The following is a 19,198-nucleotide window of genomic DNA, read 5'->3' on the forward strand; positions in this document are numbered from 1 at the left end:
CGTGTTACCTCGCCCTGGCTTGCCTGTTTAGCTCATCATTCAACCACTAGTCTTAGCCAATAGCCCCGCTTCTGCCAACGCTTGCCGAACCTGTTCGGGCGCGTCGGGGACGGCATCACGAAAGAGCTGATAGAAATTGGCCGTGGTCTGCATGGCGACTTCATCCACGCTGATACCCCGCGCTTCGGCAATGCACTCGGCCACTTCCACCACCCAGGCTGGCTCGTTGGGTTTACCGCGATACGGCACCGGCGCCAAGTAGGGGCTGTCGGTTTCAATCAGCAGTCGGTCAAGGGGCAACTGGACTGCCAGTTCGCGCAGCGACTCGGCACTGTTGAAGGTGACGATACCCGACAATGAAATATAGAACCCCAGGCGCACAGCTTCACGCGCCATCTCGATATCCTCGGTAAAGCAGTGGAGCACGCCGCCGACTCGCGGGTCGCTGTGCTCACGCAGCAAGGCCAGGGTATCTTCCTTGGCATCGCGGGTATGCACCACCACGGGCAGTTCGAGTTCACGCGCGGCGATCAGGTGGCGCTTGAAACGTTCGTGCTGCACCGCCACCGGCACGCGGTCCGCATAATGGTAGTCAAGGCCCGTCTCGCCGATGGCCACCGCACCGAACTGTTCGGCCGCTTCCTGGATGTCACTGACGCTGGGTTCGACCGGTGCGTCATGCAGGGGATGCTGCCCCGCCGATATGACGACATCCTCGTGCTCTCTGGCAATGTCGGCAAGCTTGGGCATGTCCTCAAGGGTCACGGCGATGGCAAGAAACTGATTGACGCCAACGCCGCGGGCGGCCTCGAGCGTTGCCGCAAGGCTACCGTTGTGCGTGGTGTCGGATAGGCGGTCCAGATGACAGTGGGAATCAACAAACATGTCGCTCTCGTGGTGGGCGTTAAAGAGTAAATGAGGGCGCCGCTTTGTCCAGCTGCCCCGCCAGAAGCGTTTCAATACGGTCTCGTACTCGGTAGTCCTGTGCGTTGAAGTGAATACCGATACCCGGCATGCGCCGACCGGTGACACCGTCGGGAGACACCCAGATCACCTCGCCGCTTAGCGAAAGGCGCTCGCTCTCCCCCGGCAGTGTCAGCAGTAAATAGACGGTCTGGCCCAGGTCATAGTAGCCGCGCGTGGGGATGAACATGCCACCGCGATCGAGAAACGGCATATAGGCCGATAATAACGTGGGCACATCGGGCACCGTGAGGGAGAGCGCTTTTTGCGTTGCCATAACACCTCGTCAGTCGGTCTAGGAGCGGAGCAATGCCGACCAGCGTACCAGCCACGCTTCCAGCACAAGCTGCGGATTGGGATTGGCACCAACAGCGAGCAGGCGGCGCTGTTCGCGGGCATAGTCCAGCAGTTTAAACCAGTCCCGTACCCGGGCATTTTTCACCGCTTGACGGTAAAGCGGAAGTAAATCGGGATTGCGCAGGGAGGAGGTGGAGCCGGACAGCCCCAGCCTGATCAGGTCTTCTAGCCAGGCGATACCGTACCATAAAATCGCATCTATCGCCTGACGGTCTAGCCGCGCGGCTTCAGACACCGGCTCCCCGCCCCGCACCAGCTGCTCGAAACAGTCATGCAACTGCTGTCGCAAGGCGCGGGCCTCGGGAGCGGCAAGCTCGACCGCGCGCAACGGTAGTCCACCTGACACCTGCCACCAGAAGCGCGCTTCGTCCTCACCTGCCAACTGTTCGGTCAACCAGCCCAGGCAATCGGCTAATGCAACGCTGGGTAGCGGCCACTGCTGGCAGCGCGAGCGAATGGTGGGCAGCACTCTGGAGGGCACGTCCGCCAAGAGGATAAACAATGTTTGATCGCCCGGCTCTTCCAGGCTTTTCAACAGCGCGTTTGACGCCGCCACGTTCATGGCTTCAGCCGGGGAGATAACGATGACCCTGTAGCCACCCTGCTGCGCCGTTTGCGAGACGAAGCGATTGACGTCACGAATGGTATCGATGCGAATCTGGCGCTTGCCTTCTTCCGGCGCAATGCGCAGCAAATCGGGATGGTAGCCAGAGGCCAGAAGTTGACAGCTGCGGCACTGGCCACAGGCCTGCTCGCCCGGGGCGGCACACATCGTCCGGGCAATCAGTGCCTCCGCCAGGCGCTGCTTGCCGACGCCATGCTCGCCGCTGAACAGCAACGCATGGGGCATTCGCCCGGTGTCCGCAAGACGGCATAGCTGGCGCCAGGTGGGTTCATGCCAGGGCAGTACACCGCTCAGTCCCATAACGCGACTCGCCGGGCCAGGGTGTCACAGATATCGGACTGGACCTCCGTCAGGGACTGGTGGGCGTTGATCACGGCAAACCGCTCCGGCGCTTGTTCGGCCCTCGCCAGGTAGGCATTACGGACGGCCTGAAAGAAGTCTGCCTGCTCCTTTTCAAACCGGTCTCGCTGGGTATGCTGGTCGCGCAGGCGTGATTCCAGGCGTTGCTTGGCAGCGTCGTGTGGCATATCCAGCAATAGCGTCAGATCAGGCGCCAGCCCCCTCTGCACAAACGCCTCAAGCGCTGCGATACGCTCTACCGGAATCCCACGGCCGCCACCCTGATAGGCATATGTCGCGTCGGTGAAGCGATCACAGACCACCCAGGCACCCCGCGCCAGCGCAGGCAGAATCTTTTCGGCCAGATGCTGGGCGCGGGCGGCAAACATGAGCAGCAGCTCAGCGTCAGTATGCAGCCATTCCTCGGGGGCAGGGTCCAACAGCAGTTGGCGAATCGCTTCCGCCCGAGGCGTTCCACCAGGCTCCCGCGTGGCCACCACTTCGATTCCCTGAGCTTCCAGCCAGGCCACCACGAACTGCATATTGGTGGACTTCCCTACACCTTCACCGCCTTCTAGGGTGATAAAGCGACCGTGCTTCGTCATCATGGCCTCTGGGTAATATTAGTCACGGTTGCGGATGTACCGGTTCACGGCGTTGTTATGCTCGCGCAGGGTGCGCGAAAACTTATGGGTGCCGTCGCCCCGCGAGACAAAATACAGCGTATCGCCCGGCAGAGGATTCACGGCGGCTTCCAGCGAGGCCCGCCCCGGCATCGCAATAGGCGTGGGCGGCAGCCCATCAATCACGTAGGTGTTGTAGGGCGTGGCCTCGCGCAAGTCGGCATGGGTAATCCGGCCCTCATAGCGCTCCCTCATGCCATAGATAACCGTCGGGTCCGTTTGCAGCCGCATGCCACTCTCCATTCGCCGCTTGAAAACACCCGCGATTTCACGCCGCTCTTCAGGCGCCCCGGTTTCGCGTTCGATCAACGATGCCATGATCAGCGCTTCATAGGGCGAGTCGATGGTCAGTTCGTCGGCACGTTCCGCCCATACTTCTTCCAGTATGCGCTCCATACGCTCAAGCGACTGACGCAGGATATCGACGTCGCTCATCCCCAGGTGATAACGATAGGTATCGGGGAAGAACCAGCCTTCCGGATAGGTACCCTCGCGACCAAGCAGCGCCATGACCTCCTCATCGCTCATATCCGCCGCGCGCTGTTCAAGTTTGGGAGCTGCTGCCAGTTGCTCACGCATCTGGGCAAAGGTCCATCCTTCGGGGAAGGTCAGCGGATAGGTCACGACATCGTGACTGTCGAACAGCGCCAGAAGCTCCATGCCGGTCATGCCAGGCTCGAGAAGATATTCCCCGGTGCGCAAATCCGGCAAATCCTGCGGCTGCAGTTTCGTCATCAGTTGGAAAGCCCAGGCATCTTCAATAATGCCTTGCGCCTCCAACTCACCGACAACGCGGTTAAGACCGGCACCCGAGGGCACTTGATACAGCGTGGGTTTATCAATCGTCAGCGGCGCATCAAGCCGCTGCTGCCAATAAGCATAACCACCGACGACACCGGCAACGCCCACCATTACCACCATGGCCAGTGCCACCACCAAGCGTTTCACTATAAGACCTCAATATTCAATACGTTAAGGCGTCGCTGGGTAACCGAGCAACGGGTGGGCCACCGCTTGCAGGGGATCATGCCTGGACACCCCCCAGTGACGCAGGAGTGCGCCTTGCGCCGTCCACAATGCATTGACCGGCCATACGCCCTGCACTGAGTTGGCCAGCCACAGCCGGTCAACCGACGCGACCTCATCAATCGGCAATTGGGCGAGGGTCACGAGCTGTGCGTCAATCAACGCGGCGCGCAGTGTACCTTCAACACCGCACTGATCCAGCGTCGGCGTCATGATGCGCCCGCCCTTTTCCCAAAACAGGTTCATGCTGGTCGCTTCCACGGCCAGGCCGTGATCATCGGCCAGCAAGCCTTCACGGTAGTCCGTTGTCTGCCATTCCTGGCGAGCCAGCACATTTTCAAGACGGTTGAGATGCTTGATACCCGCCAAGCGGGGTTGCCGGGCAAGGCGTAACGAACAGATACGCACGCTGACACCCTGTGCCCAGGCCGACGGATCTGGCTGAAAAGGCACACGACGGCTCACGAGACGGGGCACCGCCACGTCAGGCGTCGCGTAGCCGCGACCACCACTCCCCCGGGTGACGATAATCTTGAGCACTTCCCACCCGGCAGCGGGTGTTGCTTGCCAGGTACCCACCAAATCGGCTGGCGATGGCGGGTCGATTTTCAGGCGCTCACAGCCCGACTGAAGCCGCTCCAGATGCTGCTGCCAAAGCACCGGCTGACCATCGCGCAGCAGAACGGTTTCAAAGACGCCGTCGCCGTAGGCCAGCCCGCGGTCGTCAAAAGGTACCCAGGGCTGGCTCATACCGGCTTACACCTTTTTGAACAGCAATGACCCGTTGGTACCGCCAAAGCCAAAGGAGTTCGACAGCACAGCATCGATGCGCATGTCACGAGCCGTGTGCGGGACGTAATCCAGTCGGCAGCCTTCCTGCGGATTGTCGAGGTTAATCGTGGGCGGTGCGATCTGGTCACGGATAGCCAGCACGCTAAACACCGCCTCCACGGCCCCAGCCGCTCCCAACAGGTGGCCAATCATCGACTTGGTCGAACTGACGGCCACTTTTTCAGCCGCCTGGCCCATGACTTTCTCGACGGCCCGGCTTTCAGCCAGATCGCCTGATGCTGTCGAGGTACCATGAGCGTTGATATAGTCCACCTCGGCAGGATCGATCTGCGCGTCCTTGATGGCGTTACTCATCGACAACGCAGCACCACTGCCATCTTCGGGTGGCGATGTCATGTGGTAAGCGTCATCGCTCATGCCAAACCCGGCCAGTTCCGCATAGATGGCTGCGCCGCGGGCCTTGGCGTGTTCGAACTCTTCAAGCACCAGCACACCGGCCCCGTCAGACAACACAAAGCCGTCACGATCGGTATCCCAGGGACGGCTGGCCGCCTGGGGGTCATCATTACGAGTCGACAGCGCGCGGGCGGCTGCAAACCCACCCAGGCCAAGCGGTGTCGTGGCCATTTCCGCGCCACCGCAGACCATTACGTCGGCATCGCCATAGGCGATGGTGCGCGCACTATAGCCAATATTGTGCGTCCCCGTGGTACAGGCCGTGGTAATCGCAATATTGGGCCCTTTGAAGCCGTGCTGAATCGCCATATTGCCCGAGATCATGTTGATGATGGACCCTGGGACAAAAAAGGGCGAAATCCTGCGCGCTCCGCCTTTATTCAGCGCATCGTGATTGTGCTCGATCATGGGCAATCCGCCAATGCCGGACCCAATCGCCACACCGATGCGGTCAGCGTTGGCTTCGGTGCACTCAAGACCTGAATCCTGAATCGCCTGAGCGCCCGCGGCCATGCCGTACTGGATGAACAAATCCATCTTGCGGGCATCTTTGGGGTTCAGATACGGGCTGATGTCAAAATTTTTGACCGACCCGCCAAACCGCGTGTTGAAGCCGCTGGTATCGAAATGCTCAATCGGCGCGATACCGCTCTGCCCGGCCACAATATTGGCCCACGATTCCTGGACCGTATTTCCAACTGGGGTTACCAGACCTAGCCCGGTTACCACTACCCTTCTTCGCGCCATCAACCTTCCTCCAGGCATCCATGGTGACTCGACCCTTGTGAGTCATTATCAGTCGTCAAAGTTGCCGCTAGTATAACGGAGATTGAACGTTATATTCAGTGCGACCGCAAAGCAAAAAAGCCGTCCCCTGGAAGGACGGCTTTTTAATGCGGGTAGACATCAAGCCACCTACCCGGGTTCGATGCATCAACTAAGCCTTACTGATGGGCGTTAACGTAGTCGATGGCTTCTTGAACCGTGGTGATTTTCTCGGCTTCTTCGTCCGGAATCTCCGTATCGAACTCTTCTTCCAACGCCATGACGAGCTCAACTGTGTCAAGCGAGTCAGCCCCCAGGTCTTCAGTAAAAGAAGAGCTATTCTGGATATCTTCTTCTTTAACGTTCAGGCGCTCAGCCACTACTTTCTTTACGCGCTCTTCAATAGTACTCATCAACGTACTCCAGTCATTCACATTAGCCGTTTTGGATAACCAGCTATTTGGGAACCGCAAGCCAAAAGCTGCGGGGTAGTTTATAGACGCCCTTGAGCTGACGCAACCGCCAAACTCAAGGCCATCAACGCATATTCATGCCGCCGTTAACATGCAGCGTCTCGCCGGTGATGTATCCTGCCGCATCACTGGCCAGAAACCCCACAGCAGCGGCAATTTCATCCGACGAACCCAGGCGCGCCAACGGAATCTGCTTGAGCAGCATTTCGTGCTGCGCTTCAGGTAGCGCTTCGGTCATGTCAGTGGCGATAAACCCCGGGGCCACCGAGTTGACCGTAATGGCCCGCGAAGCGACCTCACGGGCCAACGCTCGGCTAAAGCCTTCCATGCCCGCCTTGGCCGCCGCGTAGTTAGTCTGGCCCAGGTTGCCCATGGTCGCCACCACCGAGCTGATCGACACAATACGCCCAAAACGCGCCTTGGTCATCCCTCGCAAACACGCTTTGCTGACGCGGTAAACGGATTTGAGATTGGTGTCCATCACCGAGTCCCACTCGTCTTCCTTCATGCGCATCAATAAATTGTCGCGGGTGATGCCGGCATTGTTGACCAGAATAGTCGGCGCAGCAAATCGCTCCGCAATGGTTTTCAACACGTCATCGATGCTCGCCTGATCGGTGACATCGAGGCATAAGCCAGCCCCTTCAATGCCCTGATCTGCGAAGTCGGCATCAATCTTGGCCGCCCCCGCATCGCTCGTCGCTGTACCAACGACAATACGTCCCTGGCGGCTCAGTTCGTAAGCGACCGCCCGGCCGATGCCACGACTGGCACCCGTAACAAGCGCTACTCTACGTTCTTGGGTCATAAGGTACTGCCTTTCACCATGTAAATAAGCAAGGATAGCGGAAAATCACCACTTATCATGCATCATCCGCCAACGCGTCGCGGGCCAACTCGAGTGCAGCATCCAAGCTATCGGGATCGTTGACCGCCAGGCTTTTACTGCCACGCACAATACGCTTATTCAAGCCGGTCAGCACTTTACCCGGGCCACACTCGATAAACACGTTAGCCCCCTGGGCAGCCATCGCCTCGACACAGTCGCTCCAGCGCACGGGTTGATAGAGCTGTTCGATCAGCCGTGTGCGCAGCGTGTCAACGTCAGCATGCGCCTCGGCGTCTACGTTTTGAATGACCGTGTAGCGCGGCGGACGCAGCTCGATTTCCTGCATCGCCGCCGCCAGGCGGTCCGCTGCCGGGCGCATGAGGCTGCAGTGGGAAGGCACGGAAACCGGTAGCGGCATCGCCCGCTTGGCGCCCGCTTCCTGACACGCCACAATCGCCCGCTCAACGGCTGCCTTGTCGCCCGCAATCACCACCTGGCCCGGGGCATTGTAGTTGACGGCTGACACGACGTCCCCTTGCGCTGCGCTGGCACAGGCGGCCTCCACAGACGCGTTATCGAGCCCCAGAATGGCGGCCATACCGCCTTCTCCCGCTGGCACTGCGTGCTGCATGGCCTCACCGCGAAGGCGAACCAGTTTAACGCCCTCGGCAAACCCCAGCACACCGGCACAGACCATGGCGCTGTATTCACCCAGGCTGTGCCCTGCCATGACCGTCGGGCGCGGCCCTTCCAGCTCTTGCCAGACACGCCATATCGCTATGCTGGCGGACAGCAACGCTGGCTGAGTGCATGCGGTAGCATTTAGCGAGGCTTCTGGCCCCTCTTGAACGACTTTCCATAAGTCGTAGCGTAACGCATCCGACGCTTCCTCAAAGGTCGTTCCCACCACGCTGTAACGCTCGGCAAGCTCGCGCAGCATTCCAAGCTGCTGAGAGCCCTGCCCGGGAAAAATGAGGGCAAGGGGTTGAGACATGTCGTTCACCTTTGCTCTTGTAGGCATTTGCTCAGTTGAGCGATAGACGCGGTCATGGGCACATCCTGCTGCTCACCATGACCCGCTAACCTGCGATGCAATGACACCATCACTGCACCATTAAAACAGTCGCTACTCATTGAAGGACCAGCGCTTGGCAAGCCGCTCGGGCAGGTTGTGCTCAACTTCCTGCATCGCGCGGCGAATGGCATAGTAAAAGCCATCTGCACGGGTACCTCCGTGGCTTTTCACCACGATACCCTGCAAGCCTAGTAAACTGGCACCGTTGTAGCGTACCGGATCCAGTTCTTGCTTTAAGTGCTTTAGCACGGGCTTGGCAATCCAGCTTGCCAGGCGCCCTCTCGGGCGCGACGCAAACGCCAGTTGCACCCGCTCGACCAGCATTCCGGCCAAACCCTCGCTGGCCTTGAGAACGGCATTGCCTGCAAAACCATCACAGACAATCACATCCAGTTCGCCCTGAAAGATATCGCCGCCCTCGGCATAACCCAGGTAGGCAAATGGCAAGCTGTCCGCCGATTCGCGAAGCAATCTGTCGGCTTCGCGCACGCTGGCACTGCCTTTGGTTGACTCGGCACCAACGTTGAGTAATGCCACGCCCGGGCGCGCGATACCGTCCACCTGCTCTGCCATTGCCGCACCAATCAGGGCAAACTCGACCAGACGGCTCGCCGGCGAGTCAACATTGGCGCCCAGATCCAGCAAATAACAGCGCCGCCCACCGCGCGCAGGAATGGCCGTACTGATAGCCGGTCGTGACATACCCGCCAGCATGCCCAGCTCGCGCCGGGCCAGCGCCACCAGGGCTGCCGTATTGCCAACGCTGACACCCGCCAGGGCATCGCCCTGGGCCAGGCAACGCAGCATTTGCGCCATACTGGTCGACTGCCCGCGGCGCAACGCCCAGGCAGCCGTCGCCGTCGCCGCCACGCTATGAGCCACATCACGGACCAATAAACGTGACGTTGCCGCAGCCAAAGGCCGCGGCAAACGCGAAAGCTCAGCACTGATCTGCTGATGCGGACCAAACAGAATAAGCTCGAGACCAGGGGTTTCGATAACGGCCCTGGCCGCCCCTTCAATCAGCGCGTGAGGACCTTGGTCGCCCCCCATCACATCAATTGCTAGGCGCACAAAGCACCCATTCGTTTAGTCTTATCGATCGGCAGAGACGCTTTACGCGTCAACCACCTTGCGACCGCGGTAGAAACCATCCGGCGAAACGTGGTGACGCAGGTGGGTGGTGCCGGTTTCTTTGTCTTGAGACAGCGTCGGGGCGGTCAGCGCATCGTGGCTACGACGCATACCGCGCTTGGAACGAGTTTTACGATTCTTTTGAACTGCCATGGGAGTACTCCAGGGTCTGTCGGATTATGGGTGCTTACTTCTTGCCTTTCAGCGTGCTAAGCACCGCGAAAGGATTGACGGGGGTTGTTTCCCGCTCCCCGCCTTCCGTCTTGCTGACCAGTTGCTCTGCCGAAACGTGGCACTCTGCTTCCTCGTGGTAAACCACTTGGGGCAGACTGAGGATCAGTTCATCTTCAACGACCGTCAGCAAGTCCAGCTGTTCATGTTCCACCAGCACCGGCTCATGACTGGCTGGCAGCTCTCCGGCCAAGCTTTCATCAGCGACCATCCCTAACAGGAAATCGCTGGTAACGTGCTGGCTGAGCGGCTCCAGACAACGGCGGCAAGGCAGCGCCAGTGTCGCTTGCATATGACCACGAATTTCACGTCGCCCCTGAGCATCGACACCAAATTCGAGCACGACGTGACAGTCGCCCGATTGGAGTCCGGCTTCTTCGGCGAGGCGTGGCAGCCTATCGAGCGCTACCAGGCCTTCGAGTCGTTCGCGGCGGGCTGCAAGCTTATAAGGCTCAACCCGGCTGGGGAGTTGTGAGGTCAACATAGGCGCGCAATGATAGGCACTCCCCATGCTGGTGTCAAAGCCAAGGACGCAATTCTTTGTGGTCGCGCGGTAGGATAAGCCCCAAGTTTGGGTAAACTGGGCAACCATCATACCGATTGACCGCAAACGACACTTACCTCTCGAAGGAAAACTGCATGCCTCATACAACGCCTGCGCTTGTCCTGGCCTCAAGTTCGCGTTCGCGCCGCACGCTGCTCGACCGCCTGCAGATACCCTATGAATGCTGCTCGCCCGATATCGATGAAACGCCCAGAGAGGCAGAAACACCGCACCAGCTGGTTCATCGACTGGCGTTAAGCAAAGCCAACGCCGTGGCCGAACGGTTTAACGACCATTTGATTATCGGCTCTGATCAGGTTGCCGTCTTCGAGGGCGACATCCTGGGCAAGCCCCACACCAGCGAGCGCGCCGAACATAATCTCAACCGCTTTTCCGGCCAACGGGTGACCTTCCTGACAGGTCTGGCACTACTCGATACCCGCCATCAGTCGCACCGCGTTCACGTAGAGCCCTTCGAGGTGGTCTTCCGGCAGCTAAGCCGAGAGGAAATAAGCGTTTACGTCGCTAAAGAACAGCCGCTCGATAGCGCAGGCAGCTTTCGCATGGAGGGCCTGGGCATCGCGCTGTTCGAACGCCTGGAGGGGCACGACCCCAACGCCCTGGTGGGCCTACCCTTGATCGCCCTTTGCAACATGCTGCGCCAAGCGGGCCTCGACCCGCTTGGCAGCAACCTTCTTCAGGGTGATTGAAAGCGCAGCGGCGAAGGGGATGTGTCGACCCCCAGAAGCTGGGCGGCCGTTCGAGTGAAGCGCCGGGTCAGCCGATCGAACGGGTCCAGGCTCGGCGTGTAGTTTTGCCACTCGACCTCATCGCCGTACTCACGGGCAACATCATCGATACTACCCAACTGGTCGATCAGCCCCAGCGCCTGGGCCTGCTCGCCGCTCCATACCAGGCCGCTGAACAAGGATTCATCATCACTCAAACGATCACCGCGCCCCGCTTTTACATCATCGATAAACTGCTGGTGAGTACTGTTCAACACGCTCTGCCAGAATTCTTCGTCTTCGTCGTCAAACGGCTGAAAGGGATCGAGAAAGGCCTTGTTGTCCCCGGCGGTCAACACGCGCCGCTCGACGCCCACCCGATCGATGGCTTCCTGCAGCCCGAAGCCGGAATAAATCACCCCGATGGAACCCACCAGACTCACCGGTGAGGCCACGATGTCGTCAGCAGCGGCGGCAATGTAGTAAGCGCCGCTGGCACCGATGTCTTCAATGACGGCCACGATGGGTTTATCCCCCGATTCGCGCAGCCGCATGATTTCCGCATAAACCCGCTGTGACTGCACAGGGCTGCCGCCCGGGCTGTTGATATGAAGCACCACGGCCTTGGCGCTATCGGCCTCCCAGGCGTTGCGCAGCCCTTCAATGATCCGCTCGGCATTGGCTGGTGCGTCCTCGGCGATCACGCCGTTAACGTCCACTCTGGCGAGGTGTGCAGCAGCGGGCGTCGCTTCCGACGGGGCATAGAACCGGTATATGCCCAGCCCCAGCGCCACCGCGAACAGGCTCAGCATCAACAGGCGAAAAAACAGCTTCCAACGACGCGAACGCCGCTGCTCTGCCAACACACCGCCAATCCAGTGATCCATCATCTCAATCTGCGCCAACCGCTGGCGCTCACGTAGCGTATCGGCGTCGTCATCGGGATACCCCGCTTCCTCATGCCGCTTTTTATTAGGCGGCACTTCGGGGCCCTGGGTCCAACGATCTTCCGTCTTCTGCTGCTCGGCCGATGGCGATGTATCGTTTTCCATGTCGCTGCGCGAATCATCGTCCTTCATCATTTATCCCTGTAACCATGTAAAAAGTTCATCAACACTGTGCACGATCTCGTGCGGCTGGCTGGCCGCCAGGCGCTCAGGGGAATGAACGCCATAACTGACGCCGACACGGGGCATGCCGAGTGAGCGCGCCATTTCCAGGTCATACTCGGTATCCCCTACCATGACCGCCCGTTCGGCAGGAATCGAGAGTTCGCCGAGCAATTCCTGCAGCATTTGCGGGTGAGGCTTGGAACGTGTCTCGTCGGCGGTGCGGCTGGCGTGAAACCAGTCAAGGCTCCCTGTCTCCTGGAAAATCCGGTCCAGCCCACGGCGGCTTTTACCCGTCGCGACCGCCAGTTTCTGCGCCCCATTTAACCGAAGCCGCGCCAGGTGATCTTCCACACCAGCGAAAAATCGCATGGGCGTGGTATCCACATGCACAAATTGATGCGCGTAGGCTTGGCGAAGGCGCTCGGCCTGCTCTGGCGATATACCCGGGCAAAGCGTTTCAATGGCTTCAGGCAACCCCAGCCCGATGATGTTCTCGATATCCGCCCTGGGAAGCGTCCCCAAACCCGCTTCGAGCCCCGCCGCCTGCATGCACGACACGATACGCGGCACCGAGTCCATCAGCGTACCGTCCCAATCAAAGATAACCAGTTCATAGCGCATGGGAGCTCCTTATCGACGCACGCGATCAAGCGCGTTTTCCAGCGCCTCGGGCAGCGGCGCCTTGACCGTGACGGGGCGTCCATTGGAAGGCTCGGGGAACGTCAGCGAGCGGGCATGCAAGAAAAGCCGGGCAAGCCCGAGCTGCTTGGTAAGCAGGCCGCTCTCTCGATTGGCATACTTGTCATCCCCGAGCAGCGCATGACCGGCATGCGCGGCATGCACACGGATCTGATGCGTCCGCCCGGTCACCGGCTCGGCTTCGATAAGGGTGGCTTTTGCAAACGTCTCGACAACCGCAAAATGGGTGCGTGACACCTTACCATTGGGGTCCACCCTGACACGCCGCTCGCCGTTGCCCGCATCATAGCGATCCAGACGGGCGCTTTCGTAGGTCTTGCGTGCTGGCCAGCGGCCTGCCACCAGTGCCAGATAGCGCTTGTCCATGCCGTGCTTTTTCAGCGACTCGTTCAGGGTGACAAGGGCATCCCGGGATTTGGCCAGCAGCAGGCAGCCCGAGGTATCGCGGTCCAGACGGTGAACCAGTTCCAAGAACGTCAGGTCGTCGCGCACCTGACGAAGCGCTTCGATCAGGCCGATTTTAACCCCGCTACCGCCATGAACCGCGAGCCCTGACGGTTTATTGAGCACCATCCAGTCCGGCCCCTCCATGATAACGCTGCCGACCAGCAGATCACGCAGATTGTCGCTGACTTCCTTGACTGCCTCACGGGGTGCCAAACGTAGCGGTGGAATGCGCACCAGATCGCCGGACTGGAGCCGGTAATCGACCTTGATGCGCTTTTTATTCACGCGCACCTCGCCCTTGCGCACGATCCGGTAAATCAACGCACGCGGCGCGCCTTTAAGGCGGGTCATCAAAAAATTATCAATTCGCTGGCCAGATTGTTCCTGGGCAATTTCCACCCACTGTACTTCACGCCCTTCGGCCATTGCCGCGCACTCCTGCTGATAGGCTAAAACGGCATTCTACCGTAGACCAAACACCAATGCGTCAATTGCTGGTCGTTTGCTTTACTGTTATATTCCAAAGCGCTTACCGGCCGATAGAGATCATTGATAGCATCGCGTTGTCATTAGCTAATTGATGGTATCCACATGATAATCGGCCAGCGCCTGCCCGACTAACACGCAGGCCGAAGCAAGAGGCGTGGCTCAGTGTACGCATTACCCACCCCTCGCCGTAAAAAAATGCAGTAACTCTGCCGCCCGTTTTCAATACGGCAGAGAAGATTGTGCCCAACCCTGAACGGTGGGCAATCGCTTAAAACGCCACGTCCTAAGTAGCCAGGCTGAAACGTCACAACGCGCTGCCTGCTTAAGACGACAAAGTTCAACACCGTGCCGATGACGGTGTTGGTGAATCGATGAATGCCAGGTGTTGGCGGTGTCAGCAGGGCCGGATGGACGTGACAGCCACCGAAACATGTCTTGCCTCCGCCACGTACTCAACGCCTAATTAGCCAGGTCGGCGGTCATGCCTTCCTGGTAAAATGCGTCAGCATCGCTATGCGCCGAGCACAAGCACGCAGCACCCAGCGGTTCGCCACATCACCCCAAGGTGGTTCGTCGGCACGCTACGCTATGCGAGACATTATGAAAAGAATGCTGATCAATGCGACCCAGCCTGAAGAGCTGCGCGTCGCTCTGGTTGATGGACAACGGTTGTATGACCTTGATATCGAGTCCGGCGCACGAGAACAGAAAAAAGCCAATATTTATCGCGGCAAGATCACCCGCGTTGAACCTTCACTGGAAGCAGCCTTCGTTGACTTCGGTGCCGAACGTCATGGGTTTCTGCCGCTAAAGGAAATCTCGCGGGAATATTTCGTCAAGGATGTTTCCGGCCGCCCGAGTATTAAAGAGGTGCTCAAAGAAGGCCAGGAAGTCATTGTCCAGGTCGACAAGGAGGAACGTGGCAACAAAGGCGCGGCGTTAACCACCTTTATAAGCCTGGCCGGACGCTTTCTGGTGCTGATGCCCAACAATCCCCGCGCCGGCGGTATCTCACGCCGCATTGAGGGCGATGAACGCAGCGACTTGAAAGAGGCCATGAGCCATCTTACCGTGCCCGACAAGATGGGCCTGATCGTGCGCACCGCCGGCATCGGCCGAAGCCCTGAAGAACTGCAGTGGGACCTGGACTACCTTGTTCAGGTATGGGAGTCGATCACGACCGAAGCGGGCAAACGCGCCGCGCCCTTCCTCATCTATCGCGAATCCAACGTGATCATCCGCGCGATGCGGGATTACCTGCGCCAGGATATTGGCGAAGTCTTGATCGACAGCCCCGAGATACACGCGGAAGCGCTCGCCTTCATTCGTCAGGTGATGCCGTCTTACCAGCAGAAGATCAAGCTGTACGCCGATGAAGTACCGCTGTTCTCGCGCTTTCAGATCGAATCGCAAATCGAAACGGCCTACCAGCGCGAAGTCAAGCTGCCTTCGGGCGGCTCGATCGTTATCGACCATACCGAAGCCCTGGTCTCCATCGATATCAACTCGGCTCGCGCCACCCGCGGCAGCGATATCGAAGAAACCGCGCTGCAGACCAACTCGGAAGCCGCCGATGAAATCGCCCGTCAGCTGCGTCTGCGCGACATTGGCGGCCTGGTGGTCATCGACTTTATCGACATGGGCCCCGCCCGCAACCAGCGTGAAGTCGAAAATCGCATGCGCGATGCCCTCAAGCTGGATCGGGCCCGGGTGCAAATCGGCCGCATCTCGCGCTTTGGCCTCATGGAAATGTCACGCCAGCGCCTGCGCCCTTCGCTGGGTGAAACCAGCGGCGTGGTCTGCCCGCGCTGCAACGGCCAGGGCACCATTCGCGATGTCCGCTCGCTCTCGCTATCCATCATGCGCCTGATCGAAGAAGAGGCCATGAAAGAGCGCAGCGCGCAGATCCGGGCCATCTTGCCTGTCCCTGTGGCGACGTACCTGCTCAACGAAAAACGTAGCGTGCTGGCCGATATCGAATCCCGCCAGGGCGTTCGCGTCGTTCTGCTGCCCAACCCGGACATGGATACCCCCCATTACGATGTGCAGCGTCTGCGCGATGATCACCTTGACGAAGACGACAGCCAGACGCTCTCAAGCTTTGAGCTATCCACGGATAGCGACATCGGCAAAGAACCGGCGCCAAGCTTTGTGCCTCCTGCCCAGCGCGCTGAAGCGGCGGTTAAAAGCGTTGCCCACAACGCGCCCGCGCCTGCCTCGTTGCAGCATGAGCCAAGCCCGGAAAGCCCGGCCCCCGCAAGCAACACCGACGGTGCCAGCATGCTGGGTCGCTTCATGCGCGGATTTGCCAAACTGCTCGGCAACGATGAGCAGCGCCCCGCGTCCACCGAGCAGACCAAGACCCCGTCAGAACCGGCTGCGCCGCGCAAAACCGAGCGTGGCTCTTCCTCTCGTCGTGAAGAGTCGCAATCCAACCGGCAGCGCAGCGATAGTGCAGCCAAGAGCAATACGGGCAATGCCCAGCGCAGCAGCAACGCCAGCAACGAAACCGACGAAAAGCGTAACGGCCCCAGCCGGACCCGCAACCGTCGCCGCCATCCCCAGCAGGATGAGGGCAACGTCACCCAGGGCAATGACAAAAAGCCAAACCGTCAGAAAGACACGGCACAGGCAAGTTCTGCCAAGGGCAGCGACAGCGAGACGGCAGGCAAAAGCGCCCCCCCCAAAGCCCGTCGCGAGCCGAACCGTGACACCTCGCGCAATGCCGGTGAGGCGAATGCCAGTGACGCTAAAAACGCTGCCAAGGCCAACACCGATACGCCGGCGGCCAAGCAGGATGACGGCAAGCCCAAGCGCACGCGCAATAACCCACGTCAGCGCACGCGTCAGCAGGCCATCAACCCGAAGGCCGAAGCCGAGCAGCTAAAGCTTCAGGAAGAAGCCGCCAAGGCGCCCAGCGAGTCGGATAATGCGTCAAACGACGCGGTGACAGGCAACGGCAACGAGCGCCAAGCAGATAACCACTCGACCGCCGAGACTGCATCCCAGGCAACTCAGCCAACGGACGCCGCGCCAGCGGAAACGGCCAAGCAATCGCCCGCTGAACAGGAAGCAACCTCTTCTTCAGCAGATAGCACCGCTGATTCCGTCGACGAGACGTCGACCACAACGGCTGAAAGCCCTGCCGATAATGCGGCCAAACCCCGCAAGTCGACGCAGCAACGGCGTCAGCCGAAGCGCGATTCGCGCTCGAAAGGCGGCGATACGGCATCGAATGAAGACACCGACGTGGTGCAGTCGCAGGACCAAGCGACTGTATCAGAGGAGGCTTCTACACATGCCGAGGCCGTTGAAGCGCCAACCACCCAGGCGCCAACAACGGAAGACTCGCCCAAGGCTGAACCCACTGCTGGTCAAGCGGACGCTAACACGTCCTCGACGACAGCAACGGAGCAGGCTGCCGCACCAGCGGCCGATGCAGACGCGCCTGAAGAGAACACCTCAGAAGCCGTCTCCAAGCCAGCCGCCAGCGATGAAACGGCTGACGTAAGCAAGCAGCAGGCAGCGCAGACGCCGCAGGATAGCGATGGCGAGCAAGCCGCGTCAGCGCCTGAGGCATCGGAGAAGGCACCTGAAGTAAGTGCTGAAGCCCCTGCTGAAGCGCAAGCCAAAGATGACACTGCTGAATCAGGCACTTCAGAGAAGGCCTCGCCTGAGCAGGCACCAGCCACTGAACCAGCGGCCGAAACGTCATCGCAGCCGGAGGCAACACCTGCCCAGCAGGCGGCGCCCAATAGCGAAGCAGGCGCTGAAGAAACCGCAAAACCGCGTCGTCGTCGCAGCCGGGCACATAACGACCCGCGCGAGAAACGCAAGCAGCGGGCAAACGACACGAACGCTGACTAACGACTGAGTCAGCCAAGTGGCATAAAACGAACGCCCCGCCGTTGTTAACGGCGGGGCGTTTTTTGTGTGCAACGGAAACGGATCAAGCGCTGATCAGGCGCGGCTCGGGCGTTAGCCTGACGGCAAAGCGTTCAGCGACTCGCTCAGCGACCGTATTGGCCAACGCCAGCAGGCCTTTGCGATTACCGCCGCCGAAATGAACCAGTACCAGCGCCTGGCGTTCATGGACCGCAAACGCCCCCTGACGAAATCCCTTTAAGCCACACTGGTCGATTAACCAGCCTGCTGCCAACTTCGTCTGCCCGTTACCCTGAGGAAAACACGGCATGTCAGGATAGCGCTGGCGTAGCGCCGCGGCCCGCTGATCGGTCACGAACGGATTTTTGAAAAAGCTGCCCGCATTGGCCAATTCTTCGGGGTCCGGTAGCTTTTCACGGCGGATAGCGCATACCGCCTTGGCCACTTCCAGGGGCGAAGGCGATTCAGGCACCCGGGTTGCCAGGTCCCCATAGCCAAGCGTCACCAAGGGCTCACGGGACAGTCGCAGCACCAGCCGGGTAATAATGACCGTTTCCGCCAGAGCGCCTTTGAAGATGCTATCGCGATAGCCAAACTGGCAGGCATCGCGGCTCAACCAGCGCACTTCGCCGGTCGCCCGGTCAAGCACCTGTACCGCGTGCAGCCTATCCGCCAGCTCAACGCCGTAGGCACCGATATTCTGCACCGGGGCTGCACCGCAATCGCCAGGGATCAGGGCGAGGTTTTCGGTACCCCATAACCCGGACGCTGCCAGCGACATGACCAGCCGGTGCCAGTTCACGCCCGCCCCCACATGCGCAAGCAGTTGATCGCCCTGCGTCTGTAGCCACCACTGATCAAGCAATGGTCGAATGACGATACCGCTGAGCCGTGCGGGCAAAAGCACATTACTGCCGCCGCCCAGCACGGTTGCCGACCACCCTTCTCGCCTGGATTGGTCAAGCACCTGCTGCAATTGAACCAGCGTTCGGGGCGCCGCGTACCGTTCGGCCACACACGGCAGACGCAGCGTGTTGGCACCTCTCAGATCGACTTCGCGCTGGACTGCCAGTGCGCTCATTGCTTGCCACGCTGGATATGAGCAACCAGACCTTCGGCAGCGGCCTCCAGGAGATTGAATACCCGCTCGAAGCCTTCATCACCCCCGTAATAAGGGTCCGGCACCTCGCTTTCCGCCAGGTCGGCAAAGTCCAGAAACAGCCCCACATGGGCATTGGCGTGAGCAGGCTTCATGGCCAACATGGCGCTAAGATTGTCGCGATCCATCCCCAGTACATAGTCGAATTCAGTGAAATCCTGCGCTTGCAATTGGCGAGCCCTTAAACCACTGATGTCGATACCTCGCTGTTCGGCCGCTGCCTGGGCGCGCGGGTCAGGTGCATTACCCAGGTGCCAACGCCCCACGCCACAGGAGTCGACGACCACGCGATCCTGCCACCCGGCGCGTTCCAGCGCGCGGCGAAATACCCCTTCTGCAGTGGGCGACCGACAGATATTACCTAAGCAGACAAGCAGCACTTTCACG

At 59.9% G+C, this 19,198-nt stretch carries 20 protein-coding genes; 2 read left to right on the top strand and 18 right to left on the bottom strand.

Annotated elements, in window-relative coordinates; genetic code table 11:
* Positions 1-39: 39 nt before the first annotated feature.
* From BMX75_RS03185 to BMX75_RS03245, 13 genes are all read right to left on the bottom strand, one after another.
* Positions 40-885 carry a TatD family hydrolase gene (locus tag BMX75_RS03185; RefSeq protein ID WP_092825216.1) on the bottom strand — a complete coding sequence of 282 codons (846 nt, stop codon included), beginning with the start codon at positions 883-885 and terminating at the stop codon, positions 40-42.
* Between the two features lie 19 nt (positions 886-904).
* Positions 905-1,240 (bottom strand): PilZ domain-containing protein, encoded by a 336-nt coding sequence (locus tag BMX75_RS03190; RefSeq protein WP_066321010.1) that lies wholly within the window; start codon positions 1,238-1,240, stop codon positions 905-907.
* Positions 1,241-1,258: 18 nt separating this feature from the next.
* A complete protein-coding gene (locus BMX75_RS03195; protein ID WP_066321011.1) occupies positions 1,259-2,245 on the bottom strand; it encodes a DNA polymerase III subunit delta' in 987 nt (328 codons plus the stop codon).
* A complete protein-coding gene (gene tmk / locus BMX75_RS03200; RefSeq protein ID WP_175474687.1) occupies positions 2,236-2,889 on the bottom strand; it encodes a dTMP kinase in 654 nt (217 codons plus the stop codon). The genes BMX75_RS03195 and tmk overlap by 10 nt, the downstream gene beginning before the upstream one ends.
* 18 nt (positions 2,890-2,907) lie before the next feature.
* Positions 2,908-3,918 (bottom strand): endolytic transglycosylase MltG, encoded by a 1,011-nt coding sequence (mltG, locus tag BMX75_RS03205; protein ID WP_092825220.1) that lies wholly within the window; start codon positions 3,916-3,918, stop codon positions 2,908-2,910.
* Between the two features lie 21 nt (positions 3,919-3,939).
* The gene (pabC, locus tag BMX75_RS03210) at positions 3,940-4,743 is read right to left on the bottom strand and encodes an aminodeoxychorismate lyase (protein WP_092825222.1); all 804 of its coding nucleotides are present in this window, start codon (positions 4,741-4,743) and stop codon (positions 3,940-3,942) included.
* A gap of 6 nt (positions 4,744-4,749) precedes the next feature.
* Entirely contained in the window at positions 4,750-5,988 is a 1,239-nt protein-coding gene (gene fabF, locus BMX75_RS03215) for a beta-ketoacyl-ACP synthase II (RefSeq protein ID WP_092825224.1), read from the bottom strand.
* A gap of 197 nt (positions 5,989-6,185) precedes the next feature.
* Positions 6,186-6,419 carry an acyl carrier protein gene (gene acpP / locus BMX75_RS03220; RefSeq protein ID WP_008956801.1) on the bottom strand — a complete coding sequence of 78 codons (234 nt, stop codon included), beginning with the start codon at positions 6,417-6,419 and terminating at the stop codon, positions 6,186-6,188.
* Between the two features lie 124 nt (positions 6,420-6,543).
* Positions 6,544-7,287 (bottom strand): 3-oxoacyl-ACP reductase FabG, encoded by a 744-nt coding sequence (fabG, locus tag BMX75_RS03225; protein WP_092825226.1) that lies wholly within the window; start codon positions 7,285-7,287, stop codon positions 6,544-6,546.
* Between the two features lie 55 nt (positions 7,288-7,342).
* Positions 7,343-8,302, bottom strand: coding sequence for an ACP S-malonyltransferase (gene fabD / locus BMX75_RS03230; RefSeq protein ID WP_092825228.1), 960 nt, complete (start codon positions 8,300-8,302; stop codon positions 7,343-7,345).
* 132 nt (positions 8,303-8,434) lie between these two features.
* Positions 8,435-9,457: a phosphate acyltransferase PlsX gene (plsX, locus tag BMX75_RS03235; RefSeq protein WP_092825230.1), complete on the bottom strand. Its 1,023-nt coding sequence runs from the start codon at positions 9,455-9,457 to the stop codon at positions 8,435-8,437.
* Between the two features lie 42 nt (positions 9,458-9,499).
* Positions 9,500-9,670, bottom strand: a complete 171-nt coding sequence (gene rpmF / locus BMX75_RS03240; RefSeq protein WP_027335444.1) for a 50S ribosomal protein L32 — start codon at positions 9,668-9,670, stop codon at positions 9,500-9,502.
* Between the two features lie 34 nt (positions 9,671-9,704).
* Positions 9,705-10,232, bottom strand: coding sequence for a YceD family protein (locus BMX75_RS03245; protein ID WP_092825232.1), 528 nt, complete (start codon positions 10,230-10,232; stop codon positions 9,705-9,707).
* Positions 10,233-10,387: 155 nt separating this feature from the next.
* On the opposite strand from BMX75_RS03245, the gene BMX75_RS03250 reads away from it, so the two are divergent.
* Positions 10,388-11,002: a Maf family protein gene (locus BMX75_RS03250; RefSeq protein ID WP_092825234.1), complete on the top strand. Its 615-nt coding sequence runs from the start codon at positions 10,388-10,390 to the stop codon at positions 11,000-11,002.
* Here the strand turns inward: BMX75_RS03250 and sppA are convergent.
* From sppA to BMX75_RS03265, 3 genes are read right to left on the bottom strand one after another with little or no spacing between them, the layout of a single operon-like run.
* The gene (gene sppA / locus BMX75_RS03255; protein WP_092825236.1) at positions 10,990-12,099 is read right to left on the bottom strand and encodes a signal peptide peptidase SppA; all 1,110 of its coding nucleotides are present in this window, start codon (positions 12,097-12,099) and stop codon (positions 10,990-10,992) included. The two genes, BMX75_RS03250 and sppA, sit on opposite strands and share 13 nt — an antisense overlap.
* Positions 12,100-12,102: 3 nt before the next feature.
* Positions 12,103-12,753 (bottom strand): HAD family hydrolase, encoded by a 651-nt coding sequence (locus BMX75_RS03260; RefSeq protein WP_092825238.1) that lies wholly within the window; start codon positions 12,751-12,753, stop codon positions 12,103-12,105.
* 9 nt (positions 12,754-12,762) lie between these two features.
* A complete protein-coding gene (locus BMX75_RS03265; RefSeq protein ID WP_066321025.1) occupies positions 12,763-13,704 on the bottom strand; it encodes an RluA family pseudouridine synthase in 942 nt (313 codons plus the stop codon).
* Positions 13,705-14,367: 663 nt separating this feature from the next.
* Between BMX75_RS03265 and rne the strand changes: the two genes are divergently transcribed.
* Positions 14,368-17,634, top strand: a complete 3,267-nt coding sequence (rne, locus tag BMX75_RS03270; RefSeq protein WP_092825240.1) for a ribonuclease E — start codon at positions 14,368-14,370, stop codon at positions 17,632-17,634.
* Between the two features lie 82 nt (positions 17,635-17,716).
* Here rne and murB read toward each other — a convergent pair whose 3' ends face one another.
* Together murB and BMX75_RS03280 are read right to left on the bottom strand one after the other, a co-directional pair.
* The gene (gene murB, locus BMX75_RS03275; RefSeq protein WP_092825242.1) at positions 17,717-18,733 is read right to left on the bottom strand and encodes a UDP-N-acetylmuramate dehydrogenase; all 1,017 of its coding nucleotides are present in this window, start codon (positions 18,731-18,733) and stop codon (positions 17,717-17,719) included.
* Positions 18,730-19,197: a low molecular weight protein-tyrosine-phosphatase gene (locus BMX75_RS03280; RefSeq protein WP_092825244.1), complete on the bottom strand. Its 468-nt coding sequence runs from the start codon at positions 19,195-19,197 to the stop codon at positions 18,730-18,732. The genes murB and BMX75_RS03280 overlap by 4 nt, the downstream gene beginning before the upstream one ends.
* Position 19,198: the final 1 nt, after the last annotated feature.

Source organism: Vreelandella subterranea (assembly GCF_900111305.1).
GTDB classification, from domain to species: domain Bacteria; phylum Pseudomonadota; class Gammaproteobacteria; order Pseudomonadales; family Halomonadaceae; genus Vreelandella; species Vreelandella subterranea.